14 protein-coding genes and 1 pseudogene are annotated in these 15,396 nt (G+C 55.0%); 7 read left to right on the forward strand and 8 right to left on the reverse strand.

Translation table 11 applies throughout. The annotated features are described in order from the left end of the window. Window positions 1-37: 37 nt before the first annotated feature. Window positions 38-523: a GNAT family N-acetyltransferase gene (locus tag PMI20_RS17050; protein WP_007931930.1), complete on the forward strand. Its 486-nt coding sequence runs from the start codon at window positions 38-40 to the stop codon at window positions 521-523. A gap of 90 nt (window positions 524-613) precedes the next feature. Here the strand turns inward: PMI20_RS17050 and PMI20_RS17055 are convergent, their stop codons facing one another. Both PMI20_RS17055 and PMI20_RS17060 read right to left on the reverse strand, forming a co-directional pair. Further along, window positions 614-1,075 carry a GNAT family N-acetyltransferase gene (locus PMI20_RS17055; protein WP_037036056.1) on the reverse strand — a complete coding sequence of 154 codons (462 nt, stop codon included), beginning with the start codon at window positions 1,073-1,075 and terminating at the stop codon, window positions 614-616. Between the two features lie 235 nt (window positions 1,076-1,310). After that, the gene (locus PMI20_RS17060; protein ID WP_007931933.1) at window positions 1,311-3,053 is read right to left on the reverse strand and encodes a P-loop NTPase fold protein; all 1,743 of its coding nucleotides are present in this window, start codon (window positions 3,051-3,053) and stop codon (window positions 1,311-1,313) included. A 210-nt stretch (window positions 3,054-3,263) separates the two neighbouring features. On the opposite strand from PMI20_RS17060, the gene PMI20_RS17065 reads away from it, so the two are divergent. The 3 genes and pseudogenes from PMI20_RS17065 (at window position 3,264) to PMI20_RS30995 (ending at window position 4,834) form a co-directional block, all read left to right on the forward strand. Further along, entirely contained in the window at window positions 3,264-3,884 is a 621-nt protein-coding gene (locus tag PMI20_RS17065) for a tyrosine-type recombinase/integrase (RefSeq protein ID WP_007931935.1), read from the forward strand. 529 nt (window positions 3,885-4,413) lie between these two features. After that, a pseudogene (locus tag PMI20_RS30990) lies at window positions 4,414-4,551 on the forward strand (papain-like cysteine protease family protein); the annotation flags it as partial. Between the two features lie 67 nt (window positions 4,552-4,618). Beyond that, window positions 4,619-4,834: a papain-like cysteine protease family protein gene (locus tag PMI20_RS30995; protein ID WP_502945120.1), complete on the forward strand. Its 216-nt coding sequence runs from the start codon at window positions 4,619-4,621 to the stop codon at window positions 4,832-4,834. Between the two features lie 604 nt (window positions 4,835-5,438). Here PMI20_RS30995 and PMI20_RS17070 read toward each other — a convergent pair. Continuing rightward, window positions 5,439-6,071 carry a 3'-5' exonuclease gene (locus PMI20_RS17070; protein WP_007931936.1) on the reverse strand — a complete coding sequence of 211 codons (633 nt, stop codon included), beginning with the start codon at window positions 6,069-6,071 and terminating at the stop codon, window positions 5,439-5,441. Window positions 6,072-6,377: 306 nt separating this feature from the next. Between PMI20_RS17070 and PMI20_RS17075 the strand changes: the two genes are divergently transcribed. Beyond that, window positions 6,378-7,661: a nucleotide-binding domain-containing protein gene (locus tag PMI20_RS17075; RefSeq protein ID WP_007931937.1), complete on the forward strand. Its 1,284-nt coding sequence runs from the start codon at window positions 6,378-6,380 to the stop codon at window positions 7,659-7,661. Between the two features lie 6 nt (window positions 7,662-7,667). Continuing rightward, entirely contained in the window at window positions 7,668-8,396 is a 729-nt protein-coding gene (locus PMI20_RS17080; RefSeq protein ID WP_007931938.1) for an SLATT domain-containing protein, read from the forward strand. A gap of 320 nt (window positions 8,397-8,716) precedes the next feature. Here PMI20_RS17080 and PMI20_RS17085 read toward each other — a convergent pair whose 3' ends face one another. From PMI20_RS17085 to PMI20_RS17095, 3 genes are all read right to left on the reverse strand, one after another. Beyond that, the gene (locus PMI20_RS17085; protein ID WP_007931939.1) at window positions 8,717-9,811 is read right to left on the reverse strand and encodes a DUF4238 domain-containing protein; all 1,095 of its coding nucleotides are present in this window, start codon (window positions 9,809-9,811) and stop codon (window positions 8,717-8,719) included. 567 nt (window positions 9,812-10,378) lie between these two features. Next, entirely contained in the window at window positions 10,379-10,999 is a 621-nt protein-coding gene (locus PMI20_RS17090) for a LysE family translocator (RefSeq protein ID WP_007931940.1), read from the reverse strand. A 137-nt stretch (window positions 11,000-11,136) separates the two neighbouring features. Beyond that, a complete protein-coding gene (locus PMI20_RS17095) occupies window positions 11,137-11,757 on the reverse strand; it encodes a LysE family translocator (protein WP_007931942.1) in 621 nt (206 codons plus the stop codon). A gap of 245 nt (window positions 11,758-12,002) precedes the next feature. On the opposite strand from PMI20_RS17095, the gene PMI20_RS17100 reads away from it, so the two are divergent. Then, window positions 12,003-13,031 carry a sterol desaturase family protein gene (locus tag PMI20_RS17100; RefSeq protein WP_007931943.1) on the forward strand — a complete coding sequence of 343 codons (1,029 nt, stop codon included), beginning with the start codon at window positions 12,003-12,005 and terminating at the stop codon, window positions 13,029-13,031. Between the two features lie 12 nt (window positions 13,032-13,043). Here the strand turns inward: PMI20_RS17100 and PMI20_RS17105 are convergent, their stop codons facing one another. Both PMI20_RS17105 and PMI20_RS17110 read right to left on the reverse strand, forming a co-directional pair. After that, the gene (locus tag PMI20_RS17105) at window positions 13,044-13,436 is read right to left on the reverse strand and encodes a GFA family protein (RefSeq protein WP_007931944.1); all 393 of its coding nucleotides are present in this window, start codon (window positions 13,434-13,436) and stop codon (window positions 13,044-13,046) included. 78 nt (window positions 13,437-13,514) lie between these two features. Beyond that, the gene (locus tag PMI20_RS17110) at window positions 13,515-15,236 is read right to left on the reverse strand and encodes a SulP family inorganic anion transporter (protein ID WP_007931945.1); all 1,722 of its coding nucleotides are present in this window, start codon (window positions 15,234-15,236) and stop codon (window positions 13,515-13,517) included. Window positions 15,237-15,396 lie beyond the last annotated feature (160 nt).

The following is a 15,396-nucleotide window of genomic DNA, read 5'->3' on the forward strand; positions in this document are numbered from 1 at the left end:
TCTATACTGGCTTCCCTGAATGACAGTCAGAGCGCAAATGATGCCCGCCACAGCCGATAAAAATTCCCAGGTCATTTTGGTCTTGGCTCAACAAAGCGACTTGGACAATCTTGTAGCCATTCGAATCGAGGCCATGCGCGAAAGCCTGGAGCGGGTTGGGCGATTTGATCCAGTGCGCGCACGCGAACGCTTTCTTAGCGGCTTTGAAGCCCGCAATACACGCTACATCGAGGTATCTGGAGAGAGGGTTGGTTTTGTCGTGGTCAAGCACCGGGACAATGAACTCTTGCTCGACCACTTGTATGTGAGACCGAGCGCGCAGGGATCAGGAATAGGCTCTGCTGTTCTCGCCCAGATTTTCAAAGAGGCGGATGTGGCTGGGCTCCCTATTAGAGTGGGTGCCCTCAAAGGCAGCGCTTCGAATCGTTTTTATACCCGCCATGGTTTTCACTTCATCGAAAGCGCTGAATTCGATAATTACTATGTTCGTCAGTGCGTTCCGACGGGGGGCCTATCGCGCTGATGTCCCCTGCTGCAAGGCTTGGCAAACCTGCAAAGCCTTCTCTTCGCCGTTGACCGGCTACGCCACCCCATCTGCCCTCCAATGACCTGGTTATGTGGCATCGGCCAATGACTTTGCGTGCGTAGCAAAATCATCCTGTATCTGCTGGAACCCGCAGCGCAGGTAAAACGCGGCGCCCTGTGGTGTATCCGTGGATAGGCGCACCACACAAAATCGCTGAGCCGCGTGTTCCAAAAGCCGCTGCACCAGGGCTTTGCCCAGATTCCGGCCCCTTGCTGCACGCGCAACGTATACCCTCCGTAGCCTGCCGATATCCGGCCCGGCATAGGGGTCACGAGTAAGGCCACCGATGGCAATCAGTTGCCCGCTGCGGAAGGCGCCCAACAGGCACTCACCCGGTTGATCGAACCGATTCGAACCGTTCTCCCACTCTGCGACCAAACGCGTGAGAAACCTGAAACCGTCCGCAACTGCCTCCGCTTCCAGTACCAGGACTTGCGGAGAAAGCGCTGAGATCTGGCGTATCGCCAGTTCGTCCGTTGACATAACCATTCGATATCCTTGTATGGGTGGGTATCGGCCAGAAGCAGTCAGTCATACATGACGACTATCAACCCCGAGCAGGCATGCGGAAATCGAGGCTGGCATACAATAAGCTGTCGTCAAGCACCATCAGTTTTTCCTATTAAGGAGATGCCGCCATTGAGGTGGTGGGTGCGCCCGCGGTCTTCATGTTGAGGAAGCTCTGCAAGTCCAAGAAGCGCAAACCACCTAGTTGAGATTTCAGCTAGTTAGCCTTCACAACAGGCTCAGCTTGTGCGGCGGTTAGCGGGGTAAGCTCAACCGCTAATGCGGTTTTGGCGAAAAGCTTGTTAATCAACGCTGCGAGCCGAGGGGAATTCGAGTCGCTCGAAATCGCTCGACAGGCGTCAAGGAAGTGCTGGGTCGCCGTGCCGAAGTGAGAGTCGTAAGTCGACCGTTGAAGACACATTTCAATCATCCGCCGCATGAACCGACGCAGCGTGTTTATTTCCATACCTCGTATTGCAGCATCGAAATCCGCTACCGTAGCCCGCTTCATGGCCATCTCCTGTAGCGTCCCCCACCCGCGGTTATTGATGATGTCGAGACAAGCGTCGACTATGGTTGTGCTCGCTTGGGTCCGAGCTTTGGCAGCATCAAACGCTGCCTTAATATCCGGATGGATCGGGTTGTTGAACGGGTTGTCATCCTCGACATACTGGTAATTCTCCGCCTCGAAGGCGGTTATCCACGCATCGATGATTGCATGGCCAAGCGCTTGCCCCTCAGGGAGCTCGCAGAGCGTGTCAAAGAGCTGGGTCGCGATGTAGGGATCCAGCAATTCGGCGCAGGCGGGGAACTGGCCGGCCTGAGCCAGCAGATCGGCGTCGCTTAGCCGATGGTCCCAAAACGCCCGCTTTAAGAAGTCGTGCGCAGTCTCCCTGGTTTGCAGCGACTGCGTCCCAGCGATGAGCCGGTCAATGATGGCCTGCACGCGCTCCGCGTCGAACAGTCCGGACTCCAAAAATTCGACGAGCACCTTCTCGAACTCGTCGCAGCCGTGGACGCCGAGTTCTTGCATGAGCAAGCGCCAGCTGTCCTCGAGCTTCTCCTGCTCAGTCAGCTCTGCGTTATTGTCCCGGCCTAAATGCATCCAGTCCGGGTTCGCCACGTTCAGCGCGAATTGGAAATCGGGCCCGTCTGGGATGCCGCGGTAGTGGATCGCGGAAAACAGGACGATCGACGGCACCACTCGCGCCAGGATCGCTTGGTCCAAATCTCGGCCAGCCAAAATCTGGTTGGCGGTTTTCACCACTTTGCCCACTATGCGGATGTTGGTGAGCCCGCAGATCGCAATTGCTCGCTCCAGCCCCTGCGCGTATTTCGATGGCGTCAGCTTGATGGCGATCGAGAACGCCTCCTCCGGGGAGGTCAGTAGTCTGACTTCCTCGTCGATGACCTTTTCGCGGAAGGTCTCCCACAGCTTCGCCTGGCCGCCATCCGTGGATAGCTGGTCGTCGTTCAACACTAAGAGGAACCTCACGTTGAACTGCTTGGAGTAGTCGTCGATGAAGCCCAAGACCTCGTCGATACCGAGCTTCGCGTGCTTGCGTTCGATGTCGTCGATGACTATTAGTTTGTCTCGGAGCACGACCGGGGCCATCAACAACACGTTGAGGTCCTTGAGAGCGGCCATCGCCTTGTAGTGCTGCGAGGCGGCGGACATGCCTGCGTTAAAGAGGTTCTTAATGCCGTCGAACACGCCGCCATGAGACTCAACGCCGGGAATTGCCGACTCGATCAGTTTGCGCTTAATTTGGTCGACGCTCGAGAGACCGAACAACGACACGTAGAGGGCCTTCTTGGCCTTCTCGTCGGCTGAGGCAGTCCTGACCTCGTTCCACAGATGCGTCTTGCCTGTGCCCCACTTCCCCGACAGCGCTATGACGCTGTTATCGTCCTGCCCTAGCAAGCGGAGCAATCGTTCCTTCGTTTTTGATAGAGACATGCTCTCCTCCTTTCTTGAACGCAAAAAATCGCCCTTGCCGGTTCGCCATGCGCGGTTATGAAAGCCCATGGCCAATCGGGTACCCTGCATCAGATCAGCCATTAAAATCTTGTTCTAAGAAGCTGTCGATCCTCAATGCCCCCCCCTGGCCGGTTAGCGACCGTTGCTCTGATTAGCCATCCTGGTCCTTCCACACGTGGAGGAATTGTCATGAACATCATCGCTGCCTGCAGCCGTCAGCCCTGGAACAAAGGAAAACTGGTCGGGCAGAAAACCCCACTCCGGCTGAGAGATATCTGGGCCATCCGAGTAAGGCTTCAAATTGCGGAAAGAACCCGAGATCTGGCGCTCTTCGATCTGGCCATCGACAGCAAGCTTCGAGCCTGCGACTTAACCAAGCTCCGCGTGCGCGATGTCGCTCATGGCGAGCACGTATCATCACGAGCCATGGTGATGCAGCAGAAAACGCAGCGGCCTGTGCAGTTTGAGATCACTGAGCAAACACGGTCTGCTCTCGCGGCCTGGATACATCGGGCCCAGCTACGCAGCGAGGACTGCCTGTTTCCTAGCCGGCTGCATACTTCAGACCATCTATCTACTCGTCAATACGCTCGTATCGTCAAAGGCTGGGTGAAAGTCGTGGGCCTTGATCCAGCCATGTATGGCACCCACACAATGCGACGTACGAAGGCATCACTGATCTATCGCAGGACGAAGAACCTGCGGGCGGTTCAGTTGCTGCTCGGCCATACGAAGCTGGAGAACACTGTTCGATACCTGGGGATTGAGGTCGATGACGCCCTGGAGATGGCTGAACAGACTGAGGTTTGACCATGTATAGCGACGATCGAAGTCAGACCGTCGCTAACCGGCCAGGAGCGGACGACCTGGCCTGTAAATAAATCTGTCCCCTTTTCTCTCAAGCCCAAAGGAGGATGACCACTGGCCAGGAAAATACTTGCGACCTAGATCACTGTCGACTAGCGTTCAAGCAACGCAATGACGCACCCCGCAGGCTGGATGCCAGTTATCTTCCTTCCTGCTTGGCACTTACAGAATTTCAGTGGGCTTTCAGCCGATGACTGGAAATGACCTGTTAAAAGAGGCCGAGCCATGATTTACGACAACACTTCGCCGAGAAGTCGTGGCCTGTACCTAAATATTCCTCATGCAGGCGGGGTTTGGAGGTTGGACTGTCCATGCCGGCTTTTGGGAACTGTGTTTTTATACAGGACGAGAAAAGGGGACAGATTTGAATGGCACTTACTTAAACGCTAAGTAAGTGCCATTCAAATCTGTCCCCTTTTCCCATCACTGACCACGGTCCCTTTTATATCCTGGAGGTACCATGACATTCAAAATGACGGTTCCAAAGGTGGCGCAAGACAAAACGATGTCCTGCTGGTACGCCGCTGCCTGTATGGTGGCTTTCTATCGAGAGCAAGGGCCACGGCTCGGCATCCCTACTGTCTACGCCGCAAACACTGGCGTTACGGCCGCTCAGATGCGGTTACTCGCGAAGAACGAAGGATTGAGAGACGCCGCGCGGATGCACGGCCGAACAAATCGAGGCCGCTCTACGGCAGTACGGACCACTCTGGCTGGATGGCGATTGGTTTGGGCCAGCACATATTATTGTTGTTACTGGAGTGGATACCACTTCAAAAGAAATTATCTTTAATGATCCTGATGGTGGGACCGAGAAGCAAGGGAGCGTTACATGGTTTAACTCAACACGCTATGTAGCTAATCCTCCCTTGTATCAGCCGCCAAAGCCTTGACTATCTAAACAGTATGGCGCCGCTCCAATGAAAGAAAAGGGACGGCGGTTGCAGGAGCTGAGTGCAACCGCCCCGCATAAGAATTCCAGTTATATTTTCAGGCGAATTGAATGCCCCAGAGCCTGGGATACGCCAAGCCAGATAGCCAGCGATCGCTCCGATTCTAGCGAGGGCATTTAGTTACTCGTATTAGGTGAATTGGCCCTAGTGGTGTGGACACTTCCGGGCCTCATGGCGAAGCTATACGAGCGAGCGTCCCTATCCGACTAGGCCGTCCGCCTGAGGCCGCTTCTGGCCGCCTTGAGCCAGTCGCATCAGGCTGGAGTCGGCCAAAAGCAGACTCTCCCGGGTGTCTACACAAAGAGCGTCGATTCAGACAATGGGGTGCCGGTGCACTCAGTTAATAGCTTTCTGTGGCTAGATAAAGCCTGCGAGCAGCTCATTCTTGGGACAAAACGGGAATGTTGCTGTGGCTCTGGCCCTTGGTTGGCGAACTCAGTGTGCAGCTTTCTAGGGCATGAGACGTTCCACACTGGAGCTTGATATAGCATGCACTCACAATTGCCTTCTTCTAGCAGGGCCCGCGCGTGATGGGCCGATGAGGCTACTTACGGTCGAGTAGCTTTGCGAGCAGCCGCGCCAAGTTCCGAGCGTCATCGGGTGCTCTGTGATAAGCACCATGCCAAGCGATCCCCATAGATTTTGTGGCCTCCTTCAAACAGGGTGCTGAAATGCCGAAGGCACGGCTGTAGAACTCATCGACTTCTAGGTGTTCGAGCTCCGTCAGTAATGAAGTAACTTCAAGTCTTGTGCAGTCTTGCCTCAGTTGATCGGCATCGTAGCGTCCCCAAGAGCACCAAACTGCGCCGTCTATGAGATAAGGTTCTAAGAAAACGTTCAGCTCGTTATTGACTGTCGGGAATGTTATTGCTCTCTCCACATCGATCTGTTTGATTCCTGTTAATGACGTGCAGAAACTCGTCAATATTGGATGAACGGTTGGACGAACCAAGCGGGAGAATTCCGCCGTCGTCGAGAGGTTGCTCAAGCGATCTAAGACGATTAGACCTATCTCGATGATCTCCATGTCTTTCGGCTGGATGGAAAGCTGCCTGGAGGATTGGATTCCTGGCATGATTTCATCGCAAGTCGCTTCCAAATCCACGCAAAAAACGAAGCGAGATCTGCTGAGGCGATCCTTGAAGCGAGTGATTTCTTGGGGATGGGTGAGCTGCATTCTTACTTACCTCATGCGCGACCTTTGGATTTCTGAGCATCCGCTTGCTTATAGATAAACGAATGAGCATCTCTTGCATGTACAGAGGACTGCATCGGCACTGGATGGTTCGGGTATTGAGAGCATGATTCGAACGATCTACACTCCCTACGATTTATCGGTGAGGACGTGGATGAATTATCTTTACTTTGGCGCCAAAAAACCGTCAAAAAGATGCTTCATTTTCACATACGAAGATACTTAGACACATTCACATACACCGCAGTGGATGCCGTAGCGCGGCCCAATCAATAACAAGGAAAGAAATTGAGTATCGCGGAAAAATTTGAGACTTTTCTTTCGAACATCAAAATCGATAACGATGAGCAAATCGGTTCTCGATATGGTGATATTACGGCATGCCTGAATAAGAGTTTTCGAGACACTTCATCGGCTACTGCGAATAATTTACAGGTTGGATCGTACGGCCGTTGGACAGCCATTCGCGGTGTCTCAGATCTGGATATGATTTACATAATGCCTGCAGGTAAATGGGACAGTTATAACGTTGTCGGTGGCCAGGCCAAGTTGTTGTCGGACACAAAGGATGCGCTGAAAAATCGGTACCCGAGAACTGACATTTACGTCGACAGTCCAGTCGTGCGCGTCTTGTATACGAATTTTCATGTCGAGGTTCAGCCAGCGTTCGAGCAAGTTGATGGAAGTTTCAAGTTTCCTGATACTCGTAATGGAGGAAGTTGGAAGTTAACAAAGCCTCGAGCTGAAATCGAGGCAATGAAGAACACCAATGTAGAGAAGAATCGAAACTTGCGCCGTCTTTGCAAAATGGCTCGGGCCTGGAAAAATAAGCACGGCGTTGCAATGGGGGGGCTGTTAATCGACACGCTAGCCTATAACTTCTTGAAATCAACAGATGCTTACGATACGAGGAGTTACTTGTACTACGATTGGATGAGTCGAGATTTCTTCAAGTATCTAGCGGATGAGCCGGAGAAAGAACGTTACGCAGCTTTGGGTAGTGGGCAGCATGTGAAAGTCAAGGACGCCTTCCAAAGTGCGGCAGGCAAGGCCTATGATCTTTGCGTTAAGGCCATCGCAGCTGCGGATAGTGATACAGAGAATGCCAAATGGCAAAAAGTATATGGGGCTCGTTTCCCTGCACCTGAAAAGCTAATAGCCAAGGCTTCAAATCGAGTATTCCGCGAAACAGAGGAATTTGTTGAAGATCGGTTTCCTATCGATATTCGCTATAAACTTAAGATCGACTGCGAAGTAACTCAGAACGGGTTTCAACCACGTAGGCTCAGGGGGATGTTGGGAAAAAATTTCAAGCTCAGCGCTCAGAAATCGCTAAAGTTTGAAGTCAGCGACATCAAGGTTCCAGGCACATACGACGTGTACTGGAAGGTTCTTAATAGGGGTGATGAGGCTGAGCGTCGCGACTGTATCCGTGGGCAGATAGTAGCGGATGGTGGACATCAAACAGTGTCGGAACACACGAATTTTGCGGGTGATCATATTGTGGAATGTTATGCGGTCAAGAACGGCGTTGTTGTGGCGAAGGATCGTATTCACGTCCCAATTGAGTGATCAGAAATGAATAAAGATGCGTTGCTTAAAGCCATTGCTGAGCAAGGCTATAATGTTGGAATTGGCTGCAAGAAACATTGGGCGACTCTCGATATCGTGGACAAACTTCCTGGCTTTATAGGGTTTGTTTCAATGGCTGTGGGTATTTTTGCTCTTGTTATCGATGAGCTGAGTGCGAAGATCCCTTCTGCGATTATGCTGGTGTTTGGTATATGCGCTCTATATATATCTTATTATGACCATAAGAAAGCGGACTATGAAGCTGCTGCGCAGAAGCTCACGGAGCTCCTTGATGAGCTTCGAGATTTTTATCGAGAAGTGCAAGCGTTCACTACGCCACCTACTTCGATACAGATCGATCGCCTGCAAGAGATTCGAAAGATTTACTATAAAACCTGCCTGAGCAAGCAAATTCTTTTCAGTGACTGGTATGCTCATTATAAATTCTTTTGGCAACATCAAATTAGCTGGATGGATGAGCAGCTGAAGTTTAGATTTTTTCGTGACAAGATTCCGCTGTCATTAATGTTTTGGATCATCGCCGCTGTATGTTTAACCGCTTACGAACTGCAAGATAAGACACTTCAAGTTGTGGGTAAAGTAGAGGGGCGTAGCACTCAGGCTAAGGTGGGGGCGGATAACTATACTGGGAGTTTCACAATGACTTGGACGACATGTCCAGTCGACAAAGTTGTGACTGGCGATTTTTTGAAATGGCCACCCATGACTCCCTAATTTTGGATGCGGAACCTAGCCCAATCATCAAGGTAACCTTACAAGTGGCATCATAGCTCAGCCGTGCCTATGGAGCGCCTAGAAAAAAGTGAAGCCGTTTTGCTCGGTGCGTTCAGAAATCATTTAATTCCCGTGCGCCATAGAGGGAACACCCAATCCATTATCGTGGCGAGCCAGCAGCTGTTTGTGGCCAAAGGTAAAGAGTCATGAAAACTTTGCTAGGGTCCTTGACTGTATCGACTAATGGGAGAAGCAGCACCCGTTAAGCCTGCTGAAGCGTGGTTTTGCTCGGATGTCATATAGCAAATGGCAACCGCGTGTTACGAATGGCTACTTCTGGCAGGAAAATTCCATTGCAGGGTTTCAGGTATGTAAGCTCTTCCATTCCACGTGCTACGGTCAATCAAAAGCTCATTTTTCGCGAGCTCTGGACAAGGGCAGAATGTCAACTGGGGCACGAACTTAAGCTGCTCATCATACTGATGAAAGATTTCTTTTTTTTCACCCTCGTGATCAACGGTAAAAGTCCTGTGTTGCCCTTTGGTATTAAAATGAGTACGTCGCGATTTTTCCCACAATGTGCAGAATACAGAGCTGTCATCTAGTGAGTTCAAATAAATCGCAGATGCTGAATTGTGAATCTGCAGCATATTCAAACTATCAACATCAGCTGCCTGCCGGACGTCGATTTGCGATAGCTTGTTGACTTCAGGCTTGTAGACATTGGCATCGTAGAGGAAAATCGCCGCTCGAGGGCTTATTGGGAAGTAAATCTGAAGGCCAGGATTGCGCATTCCCAACACTCCTCGATTTTTTATATTTTTTTGGAAATAATTGAAATACACCACAGGAGCATCGCCGAATATAAATGATCGCTTGGTCCTGTTTTTGAGTACGGTCATCCCTAAATCTGCCAAGAACTGCGCGTTACTCACAGCTTCAATCATATGAATTTTTTGAATCTCGGCCATGTTAGGTACAGCTCTTACACTTTCTTTAAGTCTCGCTCGATTCTCTTCCGTAAGTTCTTCACTAGTATTGATCGCGATTTCCAGCATCATGTTAGCCAATTCCTGCCCCGTTGACTCTTGGTCAAGTCTGGCGGCTAATGTTCTAGATCTTTGGAATACCAAGCCCTGCAATACAAGTAGTGTTTCCTCAAGTGATAGCTGACCAAAAGATTTAGTTTCTTTTAGTTTTTTTAATGGCGTTAAAAATAAATTTTCCAGCTCATTAATGCGTTCTTCCATATATTTGTCGCCGTAAAAATAACTTTTCGACGCTTGATCTCTAATGGATGCCGCCGGGATAACTTTGCCGTCCACCAAACTAATTAAGGGGATAAATTTTTTGTTGCTAGAGAAAAATCTAAAATAATATTGTGGTACAAAGTGCTGATTTTTTTTGATTGCCATATCTAGCCATTAGTCCCTTGTTGAATAAGCTTTCTATTTGAAACTTCAATATTCATTGCGCCGCATCTTGTCACCACTTTACATCGATATGATTAACGTTCACGATTCCTGGACTTGACGGATCATTGTCTTCACCACGTTTGTGATTTCAAGCGTACTGTCCAACCCTACTACAGTGTCCGTGCTAAGAATAGTTGAAGAAAAGTGGAGCATGACCGCCCATTTTTGACCATTAGCGTTCGCTTGTGAGCGCCCGCTAATGGCCGATTCTGTTGAAAAAGTCGGCTTCGGTTTCCACGGCAGAAAAATACGCGCCTGAGATTGAAATCTGTGTTTTTGGCAGAAGGTTCAGGACTCGGATTTCACGTAGCAGCGTGCAAAAGAGGTGTTTTCACCCATCAATGTTCGAGCGTTTTGGGAAAACCGACTTTTTCAACAGAATCGGCCAGAAGCCGCCAATCACGGCGACTGGCAAGCGAACGCCGAAAAACGCGGCTTCGCTGGCCCTTCTCGCCTCGACTGCCGATATTCGTCGCCATCACGATGACCACCGAACGGCCTCAAAACCTACCGTTTACTGAAGGCAAGACGAGCCGCGAAAAGCACGAAAACCATGCCAGTGGCGCGATCCATCCAGGTAATCACCTTCTCCCTGCGCAACATTTTGGCCAGCGGCTGGGTCGCGCCAATCAGGATGATCGACCAGAGCAATCCGATGGCGACGTGAATGCCGACAAGGCCAAACGTCCAGGTAATCAATGGCTGGCCTTGCGGAATGAATTGGGGGAGGAAAGAGACGTAGAAAATACCGATCTTGGGGTTCAGGACATTGCCCATCATCCCCTTGAAGAACCAGTTCGTCGTTGTATTGTCAGTGCCGCCGGCAGGGGACAACGATTGGCGGGGCCGCAACAGCATGTTGAGCCCGAGCCAAGCAAGATAGGCCGCACCGCAGTATTTCAAGACATTGAACGCCAGCTCTGACACGGCAATCAGTGCCCCCAGTCCAAAAGCCACGGCTGCGCCCCACGACAGGCAGCCCGCACTGATGCCCAGGGCCGCGCGTAAAGCCTGCTGCTTTCCTTCCACAGTGGCCGTTCGCAATACCAGGGCGGTGTCCAGGCCGGGCGTCAGGGTCAACAGTGTCGCGGCAAACGTGAAGGCAATAAGGTTGTCGAGGAAAGGCATAGGTGAGTCTCAGCCAGAGGTAGGCGAAAGATTATCCTTGAAAGGCGGCCGATTGAAATTCATGCCGACGCGCATCCCTTCCTGCACCTGGCCCATCAGCCCCTGACTACAAACCGCCCTATTCCCGCCGGCCAAAACTAAGCCCGCCGCGCCAACAGCAACACCGAAGCCGCCGCCGACAACAACGCCGCGCAGCAGCGGTTGAAGAGCTTCTTGCCCCGTGGCTCGGCGAACCAGCGGCGCAGGTGCAGGCCCATGTAGGCGTAGGCGCTGATGGCGATCCATTCCAGGGCCAGGAACAGTGCGCCGAGCACCAGGAATTGGGCGGGAACCGGGGCTTGCGGGTCGACGAACTGCGGCAGGAAGGCGGTGAAAATAAGGATGGCTTTCGGATTGCCGATAGCAATCAGGAATTCCTGCCGGGCCAAGGCCAGCAGGCCCAGTGGCGCGGTCTTGTTCTCGGCTTCGACCTGGGTATCCGCCGTCCACAGCTGGTACGCCAGGTACAGCAGGTAGCCAGCCCCCAGAATCTTGATCCCGTGAAACAGCAGCTCCGAAGCTTGCAGCACCACCGCCAGCCCGGTCGCCGCCAGGGCGATCATCAGGGCAAAGGCCGCCAGCCGCCCTACTCCCGCCAGGCAGGAGACGCGAAAGCCATAGGTAGTGGCATTGCGGATCGACAGCAGGTTGTTCGGCCCAGGCGCCATGTTCAGGGCGAAACAGGCCGGGAGGAAGAGCATCAGGGTGGCAAGGTTCATGGAGGTGTCCGTCGGCTGATGGCTTGAGTTCCACACCCGCCAACCGGGCGGTTGCGGGCCCACAAGCCTCGCCCAATCCAGGGCATGCCGTCGAGAATTTTTGTCGATGCTCGGCCAACAGCCGCAACCGGTTCCAGGCGGATGGCGCGCTGCGCACCTTGCCTGCTTGTCGCGCCACCCTGCCCGGCCAAACCGAACTGATTTACAATGCCATTCTTTTTTTCTGGCTCAGAGGCTGGCGATTCGTGGATGCCCTGTCGCTTGTCTACAAGCACCTGACCGAGTGGGTAATCGCCCCTGTCACTGCGCAATTTCTCGGCATTTTCAATCTGAACGGCCGCCTCGGGGTCTTGTTCCTGTGCGTGTCCTACGGCGTCGCCTATGGCCTGTTCCGTTTCCGAAAGCGCCGCGGCCTGAGCCACGCCCGGTCGTTCTGGCAATTCCTCGGCGGCGGCCGGGTGCACCTGCATCCCTCGGCGCTGCTGGATTACCGCTACTACTTCGTGCGCGCCATCCTCAAGGTTGCGCTGGTGTTGCCCATCGTCCATCTGGTCGACCCTTACATCCTGCGCTCCGGGGACTACCTGACCTTTTTCAGCAACCTCTGGGGCGAGCGCCCGCGCCTGGGCCAGAACCTGGGGCTGGCGCTGCTCTACGGGCTGGGGGTGTTCCTGCTCAAGGACTTCCTCCATTACTGGGCGCACCGGGCGTTTCACTCGCGCTGGCTGTGGGCCTTCCACAAGGTCCATCACTCGGCACCGGTGCTGGTGCCGGCGACGGCGAGCCGGGTGCACTTCGTGGAAAAGATCGTCGAGAAGCTGAGCATCAGCCTCGGCCTGGGCCTCTACGCCGGCTGCTTCTGGTATGCCTGCGGCGGCGAGATCGGCCGCTACACCCTGTTCGGCGTGACCTACCTGATATTCATCTTCAACAGCCTGGCGGCCAACCTGCGGCACAGCCATGTCTGGCTGTCGTTCGGTCCGCGGCTGGAGCATGTGTTGAACAGCCCGGCCCAGCACCAGATCCATCACAGCGACGCGCCCCGCCACTTCAACCGCAACTTCGGCACCAACCTGTCCCTCTGGGACTGGATGTTCGGCACGCTCTACGTCACCTCCTCGACACCCGAGCCGCTGTGCTTCGGCACCGGCGAGCGGGACCACCGGCGTTACCTGACGGTCTACAGCCTGATCGTCACGCCCTTCGTCGACACCGCCCGCAAGCTCCTGGCCAAACGCCCGCGCGGGGTGGCGCCCGAGACGCCCTGGTCATAGCCGGGGCGACAGCTATTGCTCGAAGCGACTGCTGGCATCGCGGTCGCGCTCGTAGCGCCTGGCGAGTGGAAACGCCGGCAACCAGGACTCGCGACGAATAGTCCAGCTTTCATAGGTGGGCTTGAGTTGGTCGGGGGCATCCAGGGCACCCAGGTTCACTTCGATTTCGTCGGCGCTGCGGGCGAACACCGACGAGCCGCAGTGCGGGCAGAAAAACCGCCCGGCGTAGTCGCGGGTTTCGCCCTCGACGGTCACCGCGTCCTCGGGGAAGATCGCCGAGGCATGGAACAGCGCGCCATGGTGCTTGCGGCAGTCGAGGCAGTGGCACAAACCGACCCGGTATGGCGGCCCCGACGCCACGAGCCGCACCTTGCCGCACAGGCAACCGCCGGTGAATCGTTGCATGCCGTACCTCCTCTTGGGTCAAGCGTTGGTGGTGGCTGGCCAAGGCCGCATTCAGTCATGAGACGGCCTGGACACCCGTTATGCGGTGCCGGCCCGCGGCTCATCTTTCAGCGCCTCACGCTGCACCTGATTGCGCCAGACCCGATAAGCACGAATGCCGGCGCGCACCGAGGGGAACAACAATTGCTGCTCCAGCTCGCGCGCCAGGCCTGAACGCACCAGCATCCTCAGGAATGTCCCGTGCGGCCGGGCGATGCCCAGGATGATGCCGCGGGCCAGCAGGGTGTCGCGCACCTCCCTGAGGGCCACGATGCCGCTGACGTCGATCGAAGTCACCGCCTCGGCGACCAACAGCACGGCGCGGGGCTCGGGCTCGCGTTCGACCGCCTCGAGCAGGCGCGCCTTGAAGTAGTCGGCGTTGAAAAACAGGATCGCGTCATCGAAGCGATACACCACCAGCCCCGCCAGCGTGCGCGCCTGCGGGTATTGACTGATATCGACCTGGCCTTCGATCCCGCGCACCCAGCCCAGCACCGCGTCGGTGGGCTGATAGATGCTTTTGAGCAACCGCAGGATCGCCAGCAGCACCGCGACGATGATCCCCGGTAGCACCCCCACGCCAATCACCCCCAGGGTGGTCAGCACACAGAGCCAGAACTCGAAACGGCTGAGCTTGCGGATGACCCGCATCGCCTGGATGTCGATCAGGCCCCAGCCCGCCATCAACAGCACCGCCCCCAGCGCCGCCTGGGGGATCCAGGCCATGGGCGCGGTGAAGAACAGCAGGATCAGGGCAATCACCAGGGCGGCGATGATCCCCACCAACTGGCTCTTGCCCCCCACCATGCTGTTGACCGCCGTGCGCGAATCGGCGCCGCTGATGGCGAAACCGCTGGAGACCCCGGCGGCGATATTGGACACCCCCAGCGCCAGGAACTCATGGTTGGCGTTGACCGTGTAGCCGTTCCTGGCGGCGAAGCTGCGGGCCGTCAGCATCGCACTGCAAAAACTCACCGTGGCGATACCCAGCGCATCGCGCAGCAGGCTTTTCAGTTCGGCCTGGTTGGTCTGCGGCCAGCTCAACTGCGGCATGCCCGAAGGGATCGGGCCCAGCACGGAGACCCCGTAGCTGTCCAGGCCCAGCAAGCCGACGCACAAGGTGGCGATGGCCACCGTCACCAGCGCTGCCGGCAACCTGGCAAAGCGCCGCGGCAACCAGATCAGCAGCGCCAGGGCGCCCGCCCCGATGGCCAGGGTCGGCCAATGGGTTTCGCCAAGCCGCTGCAGCATGTTCAGCAGGCTGAGAATGAAACCGTCGCCTTCGATCTTGTAGCCCAGCACCTTGCCCAGTTGCCCGGCCAGCAGGCTCAGGCCGATGCCGTTCAGATAGCCGATCAGGATCGGCCGCGAGAAAAAGCTGGCAATAAACCCCGCCCGGGCGATGCCGGCGCCGATCAGCATCAGGCCGACCAGCACCGTGACAATCACCGCCAACTGCGCCAGGCGCTCGGGATCGCCCAGCGCCAGAGGGGCGATCGCCCCGGCGACCATGGCGCAGGTGGCCGCATCCGGCCCGACCATCAACTGCCGCGAACTGCCCACCAGGGCATAGACCATCATCGGCAGCACGCAGGCGTACAAGCCGTACTGGGGCGGCAGCCCGACGATCTGTGCGTAAGCAATGGCAATCGGGATCTGCACGGCGGCCACCGACAAACCGGCCTGCAGGTCGTACCTGAACCATTCGCGGCGGTATTGCAGGAGATTGGCCAAACCTGGCAGCCAGCGGGCAAGCAGCATGGAGGCACCTTTGATCGAGGGCTTTGACGAAGGGTGATGGCGGGCGCGAAACGTCGGGCCCTGGATGAGAGGTAAGCAGAGTCGGTTTTCTTTTCAATAAAATTGCGGCGTATCGAGCCTCCCCTGGTTTAGCAGGCACTGCGGTTGCCTCCTGGCGAAA

This window comes from Pseudomonas sp. GM17 (assembly GCF_000282175.2).
Taxonomy (GTDB): Bacteria; Pseudomonadota; Gammaproteobacteria; order Pseudomonadales; family Pseudomonadaceae; genus Aquipseudomonas; species Aquipseudomonas chlororaphis.